Annotated in this window: 15 protein-coding genes; 9 read left to right on the top strand and 6 right to left on the bottom strand. The window is 66.9% G+C overall.

All coding sequences use genetic code 11. The features are described from left to right. Window positions 1-28 precede the first annotated feature (28 nt). Window positions 29-2488 carry a DNA topoisomerase IV subunit A gene (locus QZV81_RS10025; RefSeq protein ID WP_292836574.1) on the bottom strand — a complete coding sequence of 820 codons (2460 nt, stop codon included), beginning with the start codon at window positions 2486-2488 and terminating at the stop codon, window positions 29-31. Between the two features lie 62 nt (window positions 2489-2550). On the opposite strand from QZV81_RS10025, the gene QZV81_RS10020 reads away from it, so the two are divergent. Then, window positions 2551-3681: a nucleotide pyrophosphatase/phosphodiesterase family protein gene (locus tag QZV81_RS10020; protein WP_292836572.1), complete on the top strand. Its 1131-nt coding sequence runs from the start codon at window positions 2551-2553 to the stop codon at window positions 3679-3681. A 12-nt stretch (window positions 3682-3693) separates the two neighbouring features. Here QZV81_RS10020 and sepH read toward each other — a convergent pair whose 3' ends face one another. After that, the gene (sepH, locus tag QZV81_RS10015; RefSeq protein ID WP_292836570.1) at window positions 3694-4722 is read right to left on the bottom strand and encodes a septation protein SepH; all 1029 of its coding nucleotides are present in this window, start codon (window positions 4720-4722) and stop codon (window positions 3694-3696) included. A gap of 240 nt (window positions 4723-4962) precedes the next feature. Between sepH and QZV81_RS10010 the strand changes: the two genes are divergently transcribed. Further along, window positions 4963-5256: a DUF4193 domain-containing protein gene (locus QZV81_RS10010; protein ID WP_292836567.1), complete on the top strand. Its 294-nt coding sequence runs from the start codon at window positions 4963-4965 to the stop codon at window positions 5254-5256. A gap of 7 nt (window positions 5257-5263) precedes the next feature. On the opposite strand, the gene QZV81_RS10005 is transcribed toward QZV81_RS10010, so the two are convergent. Then, window positions 5264-5761: a DUF3093 family protein gene (locus QZV81_RS10005; protein WP_292836565.1), complete on the bottom strand. Its 498-nt coding sequence runs from the start codon at window positions 5759-5761 to the stop codon at window positions 5264-5266. Window positions 5762-5773: 12 nt separating this feature from the next. Between QZV81_RS10005 and dut the strand changes: the two genes are divergently transcribed. The 5 genes from dut (at window position 5774) to dxs (ending at window position 12548) form a co-directional block, all read left to right on the top strand. Beyond that, a complete protein-coding gene (dut, locus tag QZV81_RS10000) occupies window positions 5774-6223 on the top strand; it encodes a dUTP diphosphatase (RefSeq protein WP_292836562.1) in 450 nt (149 codons plus the stop codon). After that, window positions 6220-6804, top strand: a complete 585-nt coding sequence (locus QZV81_RS09995) for a DUF3710 domain-containing protein (protein WP_292836559.1) — start codon at window positions 6220-6222, stop codon at window positions 6802-6804. The genes dut and QZV81_RS09995 overlap by 4 nt, the downstream gene beginning before the upstream one ends. Then, window positions 6801-7526 (top strand): DUF3159 domain-containing protein, encoded by a 726-nt coding sequence (locus QZV81_RS09990; protein WP_292836556.1) that lies wholly within the window; start codon window positions 6801-6803, stop codon window positions 7524-7526. Before QZV81_RS09995 ends, QZV81_RS09990 begins: the two co-directional genes overlap by 4 nt. 140 nt (window positions 7527-7666) lie before the next feature. Continuing rightward, a complete protein-coding gene (gene acnA / locus QZV81_RS09985; RefSeq protein ID WP_292836553.1) occupies window positions 7667-10519 on the top strand; it encodes an aconitate hydratase AcnA in 2853 nt (950 codons plus the stop codon). A 73-nt stretch (window positions 10520-10592) separates the two neighbouring features. Then, window positions 10593-12548, top strand: coding sequence for a 1-deoxy-D-xylulose-5-phosphate synthase (gene dxs / locus QZV81_RS09980; protein ID WP_292836550.1), 1956 nt, complete (start codon window positions 10593-10595; stop codon window positions 12546-12548). A 15-nt stretch (window positions 12549-12563) separates the two neighbouring features. On the opposite strand, the gene QZV81_RS09975 is transcribed toward dxs, so the two are convergent. The 3 genes from QZV81_RS09975 to QZV81_RS09965 all read right to left on the bottom strand — a co-directional run bounded on the left by QZV81_RS09975 (window position 12564) and on the right by QZV81_RS09965 (window position 15232). Further along, window positions 12564-13280, bottom strand: coding sequence for an SPFH domain-containing protein (locus QZV81_RS09975; protein WP_292836547.1), 717 nt, complete (start codon window positions 13278-13280; stop codon window positions 12564-12566). A 154-nt stretch (window positions 13281-13434) separates the two neighbouring features. After that, window positions 13435-14631, bottom strand: coding sequence for a ribonuclease D (locus QZV81_RS09970; RefSeq protein ID WP_292836545.1), 1197 nt, complete (start codon window positions 14629-14631; stop codon window positions 13435-13437). Further along, window positions 14624-15232 (bottom strand): DUF3000 domain-containing protein, encoded by a 609-nt coding sequence (locus QZV81_RS09965; RefSeq protein WP_292836542.1) that lies wholly within the window; start codon window positions 15230-15232, stop codon window positions 14624-14626. The genes QZV81_RS09970 and QZV81_RS09965 overlap by 8 nt, the downstream gene beginning before the upstream one ends. Before the next feature lie 25 nt (window positions 15233-15257). Here QZV81_RS09965 and QZV81_RS09960 point away from each other — a divergent pair, with 25 nt between their 5' ends. Next, window positions 15258-16487, top strand: coding sequence for an alpha/beta fold hydrolase (locus QZV81_RS09960; protein ID WP_292836540.1), 1230 nt, complete (start codon window positions 15258-15260; stop codon window positions 16485-16487). 62 nt (window positions 16488-16549) lie between these two features. After that, on the top strand, window positions 16550-17203 hold a 654-nt coding region (gene zapE / locus QZV81_RS09955; RefSeq protein WP_292836601.1), incomplete at its 3' end, for a cell division protein ZapE.

Raw genomic sequence — 17203 nt, 5'->3', positions numbered from 1 at the left:
CGAGAGCTCGGCCGTTCGTCACGACCTGTCAGGAAATCGCAGCGCCGATGGCGGTGAGGGTGGCGTCGAGAGGTGTGCCGGATGCATCGCGCTTCGCGCCTGCATCCGGCAGGTGCTGAGGAGCGCCGTCGACGCCGAGCGCGCGAGGTGCCGTGCCGACCCACGCCAGGGTCAGTGTGTCCTCGCCTTTCACGAAGCGATGTGCTCGTACGCCCCCTGTCGCGCGCCCCTTCGCGGGGAACTCATCGAACGCCGAGACCTTTCCGCTGCCGGCATCTGCGCCCGCCAGCGCGCTCGTGGAACCGGCCACCGTGACGACGACCGCACCGGCCGCCATGGGGATCGCATGGAACGAGACAGCCCCCTCGCCGGGGGTGAGCCGGATGCCGGTCATGCCGCCGGCGGACCTGCCTTGCGGGCGCACCGCATCGGCGCGGAACCGCAGCAGCTGCGCGTCGCTCGTCACGAACACCAGCTCGGCGTCGTCTGACGCCGGCCCGGCACCGACGACGCGGTCATCCGGCTTGAGTGCGATGATCTCGACCGACGGCTTACCCGGGGCCAGCTCAGCGGTCGACACGCGCTTGACGATTCCCTGAAGGGTTCCGAGTGCCAACGGATCAGGGCCGTCGAGCGAAACGATGGTGACCACCTGCTCCGAACCGCTCAATCCCAGGTACTGGTCGGCCTTCGTGCCTGCCGCCGCCTGGACGGAGTTGCCGGGTACCGACGGCAGATCGACGGGCGTGAAGCGCACGAGCCTTCCGGCACTGGTGACAGCTCCGAGGGAGCCGCGCGTGGTGGAATCGACCGCAGCGCGGATCGCGTCGTGTGCCGACCGACGGGTCGGCGCCACGACACCCCCGCCGCCCAGTGTGCTCTCGCCCAGCTCGGCGCGGACCATTCGGCCGGTCGCCGACAAGAACACGCGGCACGGTGAGTCTGCGATCTCGAGTTCCCTCGGCGCTGCCGCTCGTGCGCGGGATGGGACAGGACCGCCGTTGAGGAGCAGCGTGCGGCGGGGTGTCCCATAGGCGTCGGCGGCCGCATCCAGTTCCCGCGCCACCTGCGCGCGCAGGCGCGTGTCGCTGCCCAGAAGCTCCTCGAGCTGGGCGATCTCGGTGAGGAGCGTGCCACGCTCGTTCTCCAGCTCGATGCGCGAGAACTTCGTGAGACGCCGCAGACGGAGCTCAAGAATGTACTCGGCCTGCAGCTGCGTCAGTTCGAACACATCGATCAGGCGGGTGCGGGCCTGTTCACCGTCGTCCGAGCCGCGGATGACCTGAATGACCTCATCGATGTCGAGGATGGCGATGAGCAGCCCCTCGACGAGATGCAACCGCTCCTGGCGTCGCGCCAATCGGTGCCGGCTGCGTCGCGTGACGACCTGGATGCGGTGGTCGAGGTAGACCCGGAGCATCTCTTTCAGGCCGAGTGTCTGTGGCTGACCGTTGACGAGCGCCACGTTGTTGATGCCGAACGAATCCTCCAGCGGCGTCAGGCGGTAGAGCTGTTCGAGCACCGCATCCGGGTCGAAACCGGTCTTGATGCCGATGACGAGCCGCAGACCGTGGTTGCGGTCGGTGAGATCGACGACGTCGGCGATCCCTGTGAGCCTCTTTGCGTTGACGGCGTCCTTGATCTTCTCAATTACCCGTTCCGGGCCGACCATGTAAGGCAACTCCGTGATCACGAGGCCGGTGCGCCGCGGACCGAGCGACTCGACCGCCACCTTCCCGCGGGTGCGGAAGGTGCCCCGGCCCGAAGCGTATGCCTCCTTGATCCCATCGAGGCCCACGATCACCCCGCCGCCAGGTAGATCGGGCCCGGGAACGAACTCCATCAGCTCGGGAAGAGTCGCATCCGGATGCGCGAGGAGGTGCGTGGCCGCGGCAACGACCTCGACGAGGTTGTGCGGAGCCATGTTGGTGGCCATGCCTACCGCGATGCCGGTGGCGCCGTTCACAAGCAGGTTGGGAAAGGCTGCGGGTAGGACATCGGGTTGCACGAACTGGCCATCGTAGTTCGGGATGAAATCGACGACATCCTCGTCGAGGTTCTCCGTCAGGGCGATCGCCGCCGGTGCCAGACGCGCTTCGGTGTAGCGCGCCGCAGCGGGGCCGTCATCGAGAGAGCCGAAATTTCCGTGTCCGTCGACGAGCGGCAGCCGCAGCGCGAAGTCTTGCGCGAGGCGCACGAGGGTGTCGTAGATGGCGGTGTCGCCGTGCGGGTGGAGCTTGCCCATCACCTCGCCGACGACGCGGGCGCTCTTGACGTGCCCCCGGTCCGGCCGCAGTCCCATGTCCGCCATCTGGTAGAGAATCCGGCGTTGGACGGGCTTGAGCCCGTCGCGTGCATCGGGGAGCGCTCGCGAATAGATCACCGAATAGGCGTACTCGAGGAAGGACTCCTCCATCTCCGCAGAAACGTCCACATCCTCGACGCGGCCGTGGTCTGCGGGGATCGATTCGGTGCGCGAAGCTGCCATAGATCTGGGGGTTCCTCCGGTGCCGGGAAGGGGCCTGCGCGCCGTATGCGAGACTGGCCCCGATGTCTGTCAGCCTACCCGCGGACCCGTTGTCAGCCCGGAGCCTCACCGGAGTTCTGCCCCAGATGCTGGGCTCGCTGACCGGCGCGCCGGATTGGTTCCCCGAGGCACGTTCCGCGATTGTCGTGATGGTCGACGGGCTCGGGCGCGGCAACCTCGCAGCGCGGGCCGGTCACGCCCGGTTCCTCAGCGGACGCATGACGAAGAAGGATGCCGTACGCACCGTCTTCCCGTCGACGACCGCGGCCGCGCTGACGAGCCTGCTCACCGGCGAGAGCCCCGGCATCCACGGGCTCGTGGGGTACAGCGCACGCGTTCCTGAAACGGGGCGCGCCGTCAACCAACTGCAGGGGTGGGAGACGGATGGTCTGGACCCCGCGCGTTGGCAGCGCAGTGAACCGCTGCTGGCGCGGGAAGCCGCCGCGGGCCGGCCGTGCTTCGTCGTGTCGAAGCCGTCCTATGCCGCTACCGGCTTCACCCGAGCGATCCAGCGGGGTGCGACGTTCGTCGGGGTCACCGCGCCCGCCGAGCGGCTCACGGAGGCCGCGAGGCTGGCCGCCGGGCATCCGGGCGCGCTCATCTACGTGTATCTGTCCGAGCTGGATGCCGTCGGGCATGCGCACGGGTGGGAAAGCGACCGATGGCTGTCGAGTTTGGAGACCCTGGACGCGGACGTGCGCCGGTTCGACGAGACCCTGGCATCAGGAACTGGCGCCCTCGTGACCGCCGACCACGGCATGGTCGATGTCTCGCCGAGCCGTCACGTACTCCTGCAGCGGGGCGATCCGCTGTTGGACGACGTTGCAGTGATCGCGGGCGAACCGCGCATGCTGCATCTCTACGCCGAGGACGACGCGGCCGGCGTCCTGGACCGGTGGCGCGCGACCGAAGGCGGGCGCGCCTGGGTGCTCTCACGCGACGAGGCGATCCGGGCAGGGCTGTTCGGTCCCACCGTCGCTCCCGAGGTCGCACCGCGCATCGGCGACGTCCTGGTTGCCGCGCGTGCCTCGACCGCGTACTACGACGACCGCCCGGCGGACAAGTCGGCGCAGCGCATGATCGGACAGCACGGCTCGCTCACCGACCAGGAGAGAATCGTCCCCCTGATCCGTCTCGGCGCCTTCGCATATTGAACCGAGCCGAGCCTAACCATCCTCCGTGCGGGCCCCGAAAACGATCTCGTCCCACGAAGGCATCGACGCGCGCCCCTTGCGAGGAGAACTGTCGATGATGACGGTGTCATCGACGTCGGACGTGCTCGTGCCTTCATCGGCAATCGCCCCGTCAGAATCGCTCGGTTCCAGCGCATCGAAGAGCGCGATGGGACTCTGAGTCTGATGCGACGACGTCGCATCTCCGGGCATCGGCTCGCGCTGACCACGGCGGCGGCGGAGTGCTTCCAGCAGATCGGCTGTCTCTGCGGAAGTGACGGCGCCGTCGGGTGCGCGCTTGATGGCGGCTTCCTCTACCGCGGCAGCGGCGGGCACACGCGCTTCGGGTGTCGACATGTCCGCGTCGGGCTCGGAGCGGCGAGGACCGAAAGCACCGCTGTCGAAGCGGGAAGCATCCTTCAACGGCGACGAGTCCAGCGCGCGCAGACGCGGAATCAGGCCTTCGGGCAGGGAGCCCTGACGCGAGAGCTGTGTTGCGTCGGCGTTGAGGGGAGCGAGTGCGCTCCGTCGTGGGTCGAAACTCCACCGCGCGTCGTGCTCGACATCATTCGAAGCGAACTCGAGCTTGACGATCCATCCTGACTCTTCGCGCCAGCTGGTCCACCGCTCACCGACGGCGCCGGCTTCGGCGAGTTTCGCACGGACGGCGGCCCCGAAAGTGGGCTGTGCGTCGGGTTCGAGCTCTCCGCCGATCAGGACCGGAACTGCCAGCGCCTGTCCGACGACGTGTTCTCGCTCCGCGAGCACAGGCGGCTCGTATCTCTGGACGTCCTCGACGCGGGCGCCGAGGAGTCTGGCGACCTCTTCAGCGGTCAGCCCCGATCGGATGTGCGCCTGTATCTCTCGAGGGTTCGCGCGGACGGTTCGGGGCTCGGCATCGCGTTGCAGCCGGCGCAGTTGAGCACGCAAGGTCTCGTCCGCCGGCAACGAGAAGCGTTCGCCCGACTCGGTCGCAAGAACGAGAACTCCCTCTTCGGTTCCGATCACCTTGAGTTGCTCCATGCGAACCACACCTCCAGTTCCGTGCGTGTGCGCCCATGTTGTCACAGGGCCCGGGCGCATCCGGGAATATCGCGGGCGTGCCGCGAGTTCCTGACGTGGCATCCACTCGAATGCGGCGGCAGCTTCCCGGCATTTGCGAAAAGTCGGGCGGTCATGCAAACTATCGCCGCCCCACCCGGTCGATATCGGCACTGAGTGGACCGGCACCAAGCACCTTCTGGAAGTTGAGACGTTTCGAGCATGGCTACCGATTACGACGCCCCCCGCAAGACCGACGACGACAGCGAGTCGATTGAGGCCCTGAAGGAGCGAGTGCCGGACAAGCTTTCCGGCACTGTCGGCGATGAGGACGCTGACAATCCCTCAGGGTTTGAACTCCCCGGCGCCGACCTCTCCGATCTCGAGTTGGATGTCGTCGTGCTCCCGCCTCAGGACGACGAATTCACGTGCAGTGAGTGCTTTCTCGTCAAACACCGGACGCAGATCGATCACGAATCGGCTCAAGGAGCGGTCTGCATCGAGTGCGCGGCCTGACGCGCCGTTAGCGGCCCGACGAGCTCCGCTGTGCGCGGCGGATCGCCGAGACCACGCGATCGGGTGTGCGGCTCGAGAACACCCACTGCGACGCAGGATCGCGGTCATCGCGAATGCCCACCTGAACGATGCCGCCGATGCCGGGGCGCAGCAGGTGCCAGGCATCGCGGTGCAATCCTGGGCCGCGGGCGTCGCGGGCCTCTTCACCGGTGAGTGCCATGGGATCGTCGAGGAGTGCGACGGGAATATGGGCAGGCCCCACCCGGAGTTCACCACCGCGGACGGCGACAATCGGTGCCGAAGCGACCAGCGCGACGATCAACGCCGCTGCCGCCCCCAGCCCCGCGATCAGCGCGACCGTCGCGTCGAGTGGGACGAAGACGAGCGCAACCATCGGGGCGGCGAGGGCTGCGCTGAGCAGTGCCCACAACGAGGGACTGAGTCGCTCACGGTAGTCAACGGGCGCGGCGTGAAAACGGACGGTTGTGGCAGTGGAGATGTGCATTACCCTCGTGTAGTGATCGATTCCGTGGACGTACCCATTATCGCGTCGCACATTCCTCTTTACGCCCATCCCGGAGATGCGGCGGCGGATCTGGTGGCCGCAGAGGCCGTTCGCCTCGAACCCGGACAGCGCGCCCTCGTCGGAACCGGCGTGCGCGTAGCGCTTCCCGATGGTTATGTCGCCTTTGTCGTTCCGCGCAGCGGATTGGCCGCCACTCACGGAATCACGATCGTCAACGCCCCCGGGACGGTGGATGCCGGGTATCGCGGCGAAATCAGGGTTTCGCTGCTGAACACCGATTCCGCCTCCGCTTACGAGGTCGCCGTGGGTGACCGGATCGCGCAGGTGATCGTCATGCCCATCCCGCGCGTCCGGTTCGTTCCGGTCGACCGGTTGCCGGAGAGCACACGCGGCGAGGCCGGATTCGGATCCACGGGTTATCAGACAGGAGCAGCGACATGAGCGGTGAGTCGTCGGGGGATGTCATGCGGGAAGATCGCGCGACGACCGGACCGTTCGACGAGTCGGAAGCCAACCCCGTTCGCCCGTACATCGATCTCGGCGGGATCAAGGTGCTGCCTCGAGAAGGCCTGAACCTGCGGCTCGAGGTCGAGGAGCAGACGAAGCGCATCGTCGCGGTCGGACTGGACTTCGCGGAATCGACCCTGCAGGTGCAGCCTTTCGCGGCCCCACGCACGAGCGGGCTCTGGGACGAAACCCGCCACCAGATCCGCGAACAGATCCGCCAGCAGGGCGGACGTGTCGAGGAACGCGACGGGCCGCTGGGTCCGGAGCTCCTCGCCGAGGTGCCGGTCGCCGGTTCCGATGGCTCCACGGGGAAGCGTCTGGCTCGCTTCGTCGGCGTAGACGGCCCTCGCTGGTTCCTCCGGGGTGTGATCGGGGGCTCAGCGACGAGCGATGTGGCGGCGGCGGCGGCAGTCGAGAATCTGTTCCGCTCGATCGTGGTGGTCCGCGGCGGATCGCCGATGCCGCCGCGGGATCTCATTCCCCTGAAGATGCCGGCCGCCCCGGGAACGGCATGAGCGGTCCGGGCATCACGCCGTCGGCGCCGGAAGAGTCCGCGCATCCGAGCGCATCCGAACTGGTCGGCCAGGCCTTGGGCTCGGCCGCCCGCAAGGCGGGACTCGACCCCGCGAAGGATGCATCGACAGGGCACGTCGTGTGGCATGCGATGGGCGGCTGGCGCGGCGTGGCGGAATCGGTGCTGCCGAGCCTGGCCTTCCTCGTGTTGTTCACGGCCACGGCGGAGCTCCCACTGGCGCTCACGGTCTCTGTTGGCATTGCGGCGGTCTTCACCGCCACGCGGCTGCTGCAGCGTTCACCCGTCAGCGCCGCCTTGGGGGGGCTCTTTGCGACCGGGCTCGCCGCGGCGCTGGCCCTGTTCACGGGCCGTGGGCAGGACAATTTCGTCCCCGGCCTGGTCACGAACGCCGTCTATGGGAGTGCCCTGCTCGTCTCGGCGCTGATCGGGTGGTCGCTGATCGGACTCGCCATCGGCTTCCTCACGAATGAGGGGACCGCGTGGCGCGCCGATCCGCGCAAGCGTCGCGCGTTCTTCTGGCTCGCGGTCGCCTGGGCAGCGCTCTTCTTCGGGCGTCTCGCTGTGCAGCTGCCGCTTTACCTCGCCGGGGATGTAGCGACGCTCGGCACCCTGAAGCTGGTGATGGGACTGCCCCTGTTCGCGCCATTGGTGGCGGTGACCTGGCTCACCACTCGCGCACTCTACAGGCCCGTGACGGAGTGATAGATTTATCTTGACATCAAGATAAATCATTCCTCGTTCGGTGCGATTAGGCGCGCCTCACTAGCCCATCGCGACAAGGGCGGGGAAGATGGGAGAGCAGAGCCGTATGCTCGTGCATCCGCCGACGAAGGAGAGCAGACGTGTCCACTGTTGACAGCTTCGGAGCCAAGAGCACCCTGACAGTCGGCGGCACCGACTATGAGATCTTCCGCATCGATACGGTCGCCGGCTATGAGAAGCTCCCGTTCAGCCTGAAGGTGCTGCTGGAGAATCTGCTGCGCACGGAGGACGGCGCCAACGTCACCAAGGCGCAGATCGAGGCGCTCGGCAACTGGGATGCCGACGCGGAGCCCGACACCGAGATCCAGTTCACTCCGGCGCGTGTGGTCATGCAGGACTTCACCGGTGTTCCGTGCATCGTCGACCTCGCCACGATGCGGGAGGCGGTCACCGCGCTCGGGGGAGACCCGACGAGGATCAACCCGCTCTCGCCGGCCGAGATGGTGATCGATCACTCCGTGATCGCCGACCTGTTCGGTACGGAGAATGCTCTGGAGCGCAACGTCGAGATCGAGTACGAGCGCAACGGCGAGCGGTACCAGTTCCTGCGATGGGGACAGACCGCATTCGACGACTTCAAGGTTGTCCCCCCGGGTACGGGCATCGTTCATCAGGTCAACATCGAACACCTGGCCAAGGTCGTCTATGACCGTTGGTCTCCGAGCTCCACGGCCGGCGAAAGCGTGCTGCGCGCCTTCCCCGACACATGTGTCGGCACCGATTCGCACACCACCATGGTGAACGGTCTGGGCGTTCTCGGCTGGGGTGTCGGAGGGATCGAGGCGGAGGCGGCCATGCTCGGCCAGCCCGTGTCGATGCTCATCCCGCGTGTCGTCGGCTTCAAGCTGACCGGCGCGATCCCCGCCGGTGTCACCGCGACCGACGTCGTGCTGACGATCACGGAGATGCTTCGCGAGCACGGCGTGGTGGGCAAGTTCGTTGAGTTCTACGGAGCCGGTGTCGGATCTGTGCCGTTGGCGAACCGCGCGACGATCGGAAACATGAGCCCGGAGTTCGGGTCGACTGCCGCCATGTTCCCGATCGATGATGTGACGATCGACTACCTGCGTCTCACCGGCCGCGACGAGCAGACCATCGCCCTGGTGGAGGCGTACGCCAAGGAGCAGAAGCTCTGGCATGACGCGGCGCACGAACCCACCTTCAGCGAGTACCTGGAACTCGACCTTGCGACCGTCGTCCCCTCGATCGCCGGACCCAAGCGCCCGCAAGACCGCATCCTGCTCTCCGAGGCGAAGACCCAGTTCGAGCGTGACATCCTGAACTACGCGACGGCATCGGTCTCGAACGACATCGTCGACCTCGAGTCAAAGCACTCCTTCCCGGCATCTGACCCCGGCGCCGTCCCGGGCGACGAGGAGCCCGAGACCCGCGACGTCCACATCTCGAGCGGAGCGCCGGCCGCGGCATCCAACCCCGTCAAGGTGACGACCCCTGAGGGGCACTCATACCTGCTCGACAACGGCGCCGTGACGCTCGCCGCCATCACGTCGTGCACGAACACCTCGAATCCGTCAGTCATGCTGGCGGCGGGCCTTTTGGCCAAGAAGGCCGTCGACAAGGGGCTGAAACAGAAGCCGTGGGTCAAGACGACGCTGGGGCCTGGGTCGAAGGTCGTCACCGATTACTACGAGAAGTCGGGCCTGGACAAGTCGCTCGAGAGCCTCGGCTTCTACACGGTTGGATACGGCTGCACGATCTGCATCGGCAACTCCGGTCCGCTCATCGAAGAGGTCTCGGCCGCGATCAACGAGAACGACCTGGCGGTCACCGCCGTCCTCTCCGGCAACCGCAACTTCGAGGGCCGCATCAGCCCAGACGTGAAGATGAACTACCTTGCTTCGCCGCCTCTCGTGGTCGCATATGCACTGGCGGGCTCGATGCACTTCGATTTTGAGACCGATCCGCTGGGCAAGGACACGGCGGGCAACGACGTGTTCCTGAGGGACATCTGGCCGTCGCCCGACGAGGTTCAGGACGTCATCGACTCGTCGATCTCGCGCGAGCAGTTCATCAAGCAGTACGCCACGGTGTTCGACGGTGACGAGCGATGGAAGAACCTTCCGACGCCCACTGGCCCGATTTTCGAATGGGATGCCGACTCGACCTACGTGCGGAAGGCACCGTACTTCGAGGGCATGTCGATGGAGCTGACGCCCGTGACCGACATCACCGGTGCCCGTGTGATGGCGACCCTCGGCGACTCGGTGACGACTGACCACATCTCGCCCGCCGGCAACATCAAGGCCGGGACGCCGGCGGCGCAGTACCTGACGGAACACGGAGTCGCACAGAAGAACTTCAACTCGTACGGGTCGCGTCGCGGCAATCACGAGGTCATGATCCGCGGAACCTTTGCGAACATCCGTCTGAAGAACGAACTTGTCTCGGCCGTCAACCGCGGACAGATCGTCGAGGGCGGATTCACCCGCGACTTCACGCTCGACGGCGGACCGCAGTCCTTCATCTACGACGCGTGTGAGAACTATCAGGCCCAGGGGACGCCGCTCGTCGTCTTCGGCGGCAAGGAGTACGGTTCCGGGTCGTCGCGCGACTGGGCGGCCAAGGGAACGTCGCTCCTCGGTGTGAAGGCCGTCATCACCGAGAGCTTCGAGCGTATCCATCGCTCGAACCTGATCGGCATGGGCGTCGTCCCGTTGCAGTTCCCGGCGGGGCAGAGCTGGAAGTCGCTGGGTTTGGACGGTACCGAGATCGTCTCGATTGAGGGCCTCACCAAGCTGAACGAAGGCGTCACCCCCAAAACCGTAACGGTCACGGCGGCGCCCAGTGAGTTCTCGCCCGAGGGCAAGCAGCCGGTGACGTTCGAGGCTGTCGTGCGCATCGACACACCCGGCGAAGCGGACTACTACCGCAACGGTGGCATCTTGCAGTACGTCTTGCGCTCGCTCGTGTGAGCGACCTGCGAGAGCCCCCGGCATCGCGCTGCGATGCCGGGGGCTCTCGCGCCGCACGACGTAGACTGTTCTGATGAGTGTCCTCGCCTCGATCAACGGTCCGCGCGACCTCGACGTCCTCTCCCCGGAACAGTTGATCGAGCTCGCTCAGGAGATCCGCGACTTCCTCGTCGAGAACGTCTCCCGCACGGGTGGGCATCTGGGTCCGAATCTCGGCGTGGTCGAATTGACCATCGCGGTGCACCGCGTCTTCGACTCACCGAACGATCCGATCGTCTTCGACACCGGCCACCAGTCGTACGTGCACAAGCTTCTCACGGGCCGCCAGGACTTCACCGAACTTCGCTCGCGAGGGGGACTCGCCGGCTATCCGCAGCGCTCCGAGAGCGAACACGATGTCGTCGAGTCGTCTCATGCGTCGAGTTCCCTGAGCTGGGCCGACGGCATCTCACGCGCCTTCACCCGCACCGGCCGCAAGGACCGCCACGTCGTGGCCGTCGTCGGCGATGGGGCGCTCACGGGTGGCATGACCTGGGAGGCACTCAACAACATCTCCGATGACAACGAGCGCAACCTCGTCATCATCGTCAACGACAACGGTCGGTCTTATGCCCCCACGATCGGCGGTATGGCCCGCTACCTCAACCGCGTGCGCACGACAGAGAGCTACGAGAATCTCCGTCGCGGGTCGTACTCCGTTTTCCGCCGTCTGGGTCCCGCCGGTCGCGCGGTCTACCGTGGCGTGCGGGGCGGTACTCACGGGTTCCTCTCGCGATTCACGAACAACGAAGCCCTTTACTCCAACCTCGACATCAAATACCTCGGCCCGATCGACGGACACGACATCGCCGCGTTGACCGAGACCCTGACCCTTGCGAAAGCCCTCGGCGCACCCGTCATCGTCCACGTGATCACCGAGAAGGGCCGCGGCTACGAGCCTGCGCGCAACGACGAGGCGGACCAGTTCCACGCGGTGGGAAAGATCGATCCGGCCACCGGCGAACCGCTCGGCTCATCGTCGTCGGTCGGGTGGACCGACGTGTTCTCGGATGCGCTCGTGGATGCCGGGGAGCGCCGCGCCGACGTCATCGCAATAACGGCGGCGATGCTGCGCCCGACGGGCCTGCAGCCGTTTGCGCAGCAGTTTCCGGACCGCGTCTACGACGTCGGAATCGCAGAGCAGCACGCCGCAGCATCCGCCGCCGGGATGGCGTTCGGCGGGCTGCACCCCGTGGTCGCGATCTATGCGACCTTCATGAATCGCGCTTTCGATCAGGTCATGATGGATGTCGCGCTGCACAAGGCAGGTGTGACCTTCGTCCTCGACCGCGCCGGCGTGACCGGACCGGATGGCCCCAGTCACCATGGCATCTGGGATCTGGCGATGCTGCAGCTCGTCCCCGGCATCCGCATTGCCGTTCCCCGTGATGCGGCCCGGCTGCGAGAAGAGTTCGACGAGGCGATCGAGGTCTCGGATGCGCCGACGGTGGTGCGATTTCCGCGGGGGGCGGTGGGTGCCGAGCTACCCGCAGTCGAGCGCCTCGCGGACGGCACCGATGTTCTCTCCCGAGACGGCGAGGAGGACGTGCTGCTGGTCGGGATCGGCCCCATGGCGCACCTCGCTATGGAGGTCGCGGAACGATTGCGAGCTCAGGGCATCGGCGCGACAGTCGTCGACCCGCGCTGGGCCATCCCGGTGCAGCCGTCGATCGTGTCGCTTGCGGCATCCCACCGCCTCGTGATCACGATCGAAGACGGCATCCGCGTCGGCGGAGTGGGCACGCGGGTGCGGCAGGTGTTGCGCGAGGCCGGCGTCGACACCGCGGTGGACGAACTCGGTTTGCCCGATGCGTTCATCGGGCACGCGACCCGCGAACAGGTTCTCGCGGATGCGGGGCTTTCCGCCGCGAAGATCGCGCAGGATGTCGTCGCGCAGGTGCTGGGCACCCGCATCCCGGTCGCCCGGCCCTCTGCCGACACCGGCGCGATCTGGACGATGAGCCCGCCCCAGGAGCGTAGAGAGGGGTGAGCCGGGCGCTCGCAGTCAGGCGGTGCGGGCGAGATGCGCTGAGAGGACGGCGGTCGCTCGCGCGGTCGTGAGATCGTCTGCCGGGCCAACTGCGGCGCCGGAGAATGCGGTCGCGAGGAGGTAGCCGTCGGTGAGCGCATCGCCGGTGATCACGACCGAGAGCAGCTCGATACCGCAGGCGGTCCGCACGCGGTCGGCGCAGGCGTCAAGGACCGCAGCGGACAGATCGACGTTCATGGGCAATTCGAGCCGTCCGTCGCTGCGCACGAGATCACGCAATGCCGCGCCCACGATGTTCCCGGTGCGCTCAGTGACATGCACGACCTCGAGCTCGAACACCCGCAGGTCAGCGCCGGTGACGACTGGACGCCAATCGAACGAGGCGTGGACCAGATGCTGCTGCCCCGCGCTCCCGGTCAACTGCCGCGCCGGCAGGTCGGTCGACCGCACGCGCGTATCCACACGGCGGTACCAGGCGAGGATCGGGAAGACCGCGTGCGAACCCGGGCCGAGGACGACGACCTCGCCCGCGACATGCGTTCCGCGGGCCCGCTTCCGGATGATCGGGCGTCCGTTGCGGGTGCGGATGGCCGCTTCGCCTTCGTCGATCGTCACGATCACGAGCTTGAATACGGCTGGAACGACGAGCAGCACAGTCAGCACCGCGCCGCCGGACTTAATCAGTGAGTTCATATTGGCGCTACCGAACATGGAGGTGACGGTTTCGATCACAGTGCCAGGATGCCGCGTACGGGTCCGGCATCCGTGCAGATCGAGGCCCTGGCACCGATCCTTCCCCCAGGCGTCACCGAATGTTCGCTCCGTGCACGGGTTTCGGTTGAAGGCAGCAGATTCCTCGTCGCCGAATCCCGTGACGGGTCCGAGTCTAGGAATCAGCCGGGGGCCCCTCCGCCGGCGGATTCAGCGAATCGGCGAACGCTTCCGCGATCTCCGCGGCTGTGCGCTGAATCTGCCATGAGCGGGCACCGTGTGCGGACAGCTCGGTCGCGATGGATGCCGCGTCCACCGTCTCGGGCGGCGTCCACGCGACGCGGCGCAGCGTGTCGGGAGTGAGGAGGTTCTCGGTGGGCATGTGCAGGTCAGCAGCGATCTGTTCCACGCGCAGGCGTGCGGCCTTCAGACGTGCATCGGCGGCCGGATTCCGGTCGATCCAGGCGCGCGGGGGCGGCATCCCGTCGCCGGGGACACGCGCCTCCGGCAAGTTGGGATCGGCGCGGCCGACCTCGATCGCGGCCCACCATCGGTCCAGCTGGGACCGGCTGGCTCGGCCGTTGAACTCCTTCAGGCGGGCGAGATCCTGCTTCGAGGCGGGATCCGCGGTGACGGCCGCGAGGAGGGATCGATCGGGTACGAGCCGACCGGGCGAGATGTCCTGCTCGCGCGCGAACTCTTCGCGTGCAATCCAGAGAGCGCGGGCCACCGCAAGCGCGCGTCGGCCCCGTACGGTGTGCAGGCCGCTCAATCGTCGCCACGGATCCTCGCGCGCGGGCTTGAGAGGTCGCGTACGGACGGCCTCGAACTCTTCATCGGCGATCTCGAGCTTGTTCTGCTCGTCGAGCTCGGTGAGCAGCGCGTCGTAGACGTCGACGAGGTGGAGGACGTCCAGGGCGGCGTACTCGAGCCAGGACTGCGGAAGAGGGCGAGTCGACCAGTCGGCAGCGGAGTGCTCTTTGGCCAGGGTGATGCCCAGTGTGTCCTCGACCACCGCGCCGAGCCCGACTCGCTCGTGGCCGAGCAGACGCGCCGCCAATTCCGTGTCGAAGATGGACCGGGGGTTCAGCTGCGCCTCGCGCAGCGATGGAAGGTCCTGGCTCGCGGCGTGCAGAATCCATTCGACGCCTCCGATCGCATCCTGAAGCGGTCGCAGGTCGCCGATCGCGGGCGGATCGAAGAGGAAGACGCCGCCGCCCCGACGGAAGACCTGGATCAGATAGGCCCGCTGCGAATAGCGGAACCCGGAGGCCCGCTCCACGTCGACAGCTGCGGGACCGGTTCCTGCGTGTAACCGGTTGGCGGCATCCGCCAGCTCCGTCTGATCGGAGACGACGGTGTATTCAGTCACGCGGGTTCCCGCGCCCGCCCTCGGCCCTGCTTGCGGCGATGAGGGCGATGCCCTCGGACCCCGGCGGGAGCCCGGCCAACATACAGACCAGCTCGGCCCACGCATCCGCGTGTGCCAGCACGTCGCCCCGGGGTGTCCACGAGGCGCGGAGCTCGATCTGAGCGCCGTCGCCTTCCGCCGAGAGTGTGCCGAATCCCTTCGACAGGGTCTTGGTCGCCGTTCCGGATGCCGAATCGAAATCAGCGCCACGGGCGTTCAGGGCATCCATCAGCCACGACCAGGCCACATCGGCCAACAGTGGGTCCGTGCCGATCTCCGGTTCCAGCGGCGCCTGCGCAAAACAGACGATCCGCCAGGGTCCGCCCCAAGCATCCGGAGCACTGCTGTCGTGGAGCAGGATGAACCGACCCGTCCCGTACTCGGAGTCGAGAGCGTGCCTATCGGGGCGAACGTCGCCGGCAAGGGCGAAGGCGTCGGGTGCGATCGAGGCCGGCGCGGAAATCTCGCGTACCGTGAAGTCTGATCGGAACGTCATGGCACGCAGAGCGTCGGCAACGGTCGCGAAGGCCGGGGGGCCAGCCGGGGGACGGGGATCATCCACGTCGACAGACTAGAGTGGGCCGACGATGATCGGATCGAGGCGCGCCGGGCCCGGCGGCGCAACATCGCGCAGGTGGGCGGTACTGCGCACCGTCCTCATTGCGCTCGCTTCTGGCCTGGCCGGCGTTCTGGTCATGTTGTCGTTCGTGTCGATCAGGCTCGCGCGTCGCGTCCTCACGCCCGCCGACCGCCGTCCGGACACGCGCATCGTCGACGTCGATGTCGCTGCGCAGACCATCACGCTCAGCCGTACGCCCGATACGGCCCTCCCAGGACGGTATGGGCTGTTCACCACGGGGACGACGGACTATCTGAAGATGGGTTCCGTGCTCGGCGAGACCGACACGACCGTTACGCGCAAGCTCCTGACTCAGATCGGGCTGCAGGCGCATTTGAGCGCCGAGGCTGCCTTCAGCGGCTGGTACTACCGGCGTCCGGAAGAGTTGCACCTACCCTTCGAAGACCTCCAGATTCCGACCGACCTTGGTGCGTGTCCGGCGTGGGTGTTCCCGGCGGCAACCGACACGGACACGTGGGTCATTCAGATTCACGGTCGTGGCACGACCCGCGCGGAGTGCCTGAGAGCCGTGCCGCTGTTCCATGCCCGCGGCATCTCTTCACTCCTCGTGTCGTACCGCAATGACGGTGACGCCCCCCGATCCCGCACCGGCACCTATGCGCTCGGCGCGACGGAGTGGCGCGACATCGATGCCGCGATCGTCTGGGCTCGCGGCCGCGGTGCGACGCGCATCATCCTCATGGGGTGGTCGATGGGCGGTGCGATCGCTCTGCAGACGGCGCTCGCGCCGGCGCATCGAGAGCTGATCGCGGGGATCGTTCTCGATTCGCCCGTCGTCGATTGGCGGACCGTCCTCACGCACCAGGCCCGCCTCGTGGGCCTGCCGAGCCCCATGGTCGGCCTGACGATCGGAGCGCTCGGGGCCGATTGGGCAGCGGCAGCGACCGGTGCCGACTCCGGGATCCCGTTCGATCGGCTCGACGTCATCGCCCGGGCGGGGGAGCTTCAGCATCCGATTCTGGTGTTGCACAGCAACGACGACGGATTCGTGCCGGCGGATGCTTCACACCAGCTGGCCCGAGCGCGTCCCGACCTCGTCGAATTGCAGGTCTTCAACACCGCGCGGCACACGAAGCTCTGGAATTACGATCAGGATCGATGGACGCTCGCAATCGAGGATTGGTTGGACCGGCACGATCTGCGTCGCGGGCTCGCCCCGTCTAGTGTTGACGAGTGAACACCGCCGCGCCCGGAATCGTACATCTCAGCGACCGGAACCCTCAGGTGACGGGGGCCGAAATGGTGGCCGCACTGGTTCCGCCCCCGCAGTTCGACCGTGCGACGTTCGAGACCTACCGCGTCGACGAGCAGTACCCGTCGCAGCAGGAGGCGAAGGATCTGCTCGTCGCCTTCAGCCGCGGAGGGTTGCCCGTCGACCGCGCCCGTGTCTTTCGAAGGGCGAAGAGGGCGCCGGAGATGAAGCCCGGCGTGTACCTCGACGGTGGGTTCGGCGTCGGCAAGACCCACCTGCTCGCGTCGATCTATCACGCAGTGCCCGCGCGGCGGAAGTACTTCGGCTCGTTCATCGAGTACACGGCGATCGTGGGGGCGCTCGGATATCAGAGGACGGTCGAACTCTTCCGCGGAGCCGATCTCCTGTGCATCGATGAGTTCGAACTCGATGATCCCGGAGACACGATGGTCATGACGCGACTGCTCGGCGAACTCGTCCCCACCGGGACGCGCCTGGCGGCCACTTCGAATACCCCGCCCAACGCGCTCGGTGAGGGACGCTTCGCCGCCCAGGACTTCCTGCGCGAGATTCACGCCATGGCCGCGAACTTTCAGACCGTACGGATCGACGGCACGGATTACCGGCAACGCGCCATTGACGGCCACGCCGTAGTGCTGGATGACGTGGCGTATGCCGCAGCACTGAGCGAGGCGGCCTCG

This window comes from Microbacterium sp., from assembly GCF_011620665.1.
Classification (GTDB): domain Bacteria; phylum Actinomycetota; class Actinomycetes; order Actinomycetales; family Microbacteriaceae; genus Microbacterium.
Note: the sequence above shows the minus strand (reverse complement) of the source record. Positions and strands in the feature narration are given on the sequence as shown.

Coding starts and splice junctions, on each gene's coding strand:
- QZV81_RS10005 (WP_292836565.1), bottom strand. CDS start 5,761: ATGCACATCTCCACTGCCACAACCGTCCGTTTTCACGCCGCGCCCGTT.
- QZV81_RS10020 (WP_292836572.1), top strand. CDS start 2,551: ATGTCTGTCAGCCTACCCGCGGACCCGTTGTCAGCCCGGAGCCTCACC.
- QZV81_RS10025 (WP_292836574.1), bottom strand. CDS start 2,488: ATGGCAGCTTCGCGCACCGAATCGATCCCCGCAGACCACGGCCGCGTC.
- QZV81_RS09960 (WP_292836540.1), top strand. CDS start 15,258: ATGATCGGATCGAGGCGCGCCGGGCCCGGCGGCGCAACATCGCGCAGG.
- dxs (WP_292836550.1), top strand. CDS start 10,593: ATGAGTGTCCTCGCCTCGATCAACGGTCCGCGCGACCTCGACGTCCTC.
- QZV81_RS10010 (WP_292836567.1), top strand. CDS start 4,963: ATGGCTACCGATTACGACGCCCCCCGCAAGACCGACGACGACAGCGAG.
- QZV81_RS09990 (WP_292836556.1), top strand. CDS start 6,801: ATGAGCGGTCCGGGCATCACGCCGTCGGCGCCGGAAGAGTCCGCGCAT.
- QZV81_RS09995 (WP_292836559.1), top strand. CDS start 6,220: ATGAGCGGTGAGTCGTCGGGGGATGTCATGCGGGAAGATCGCGCGACG.
- sepH (WP_292836570.1), bottom strand. CDS start 4,722: ATGGAGCAACTCAAGGTGATCGGAACCGAAGAGGGAGTTCTCGTTCTT.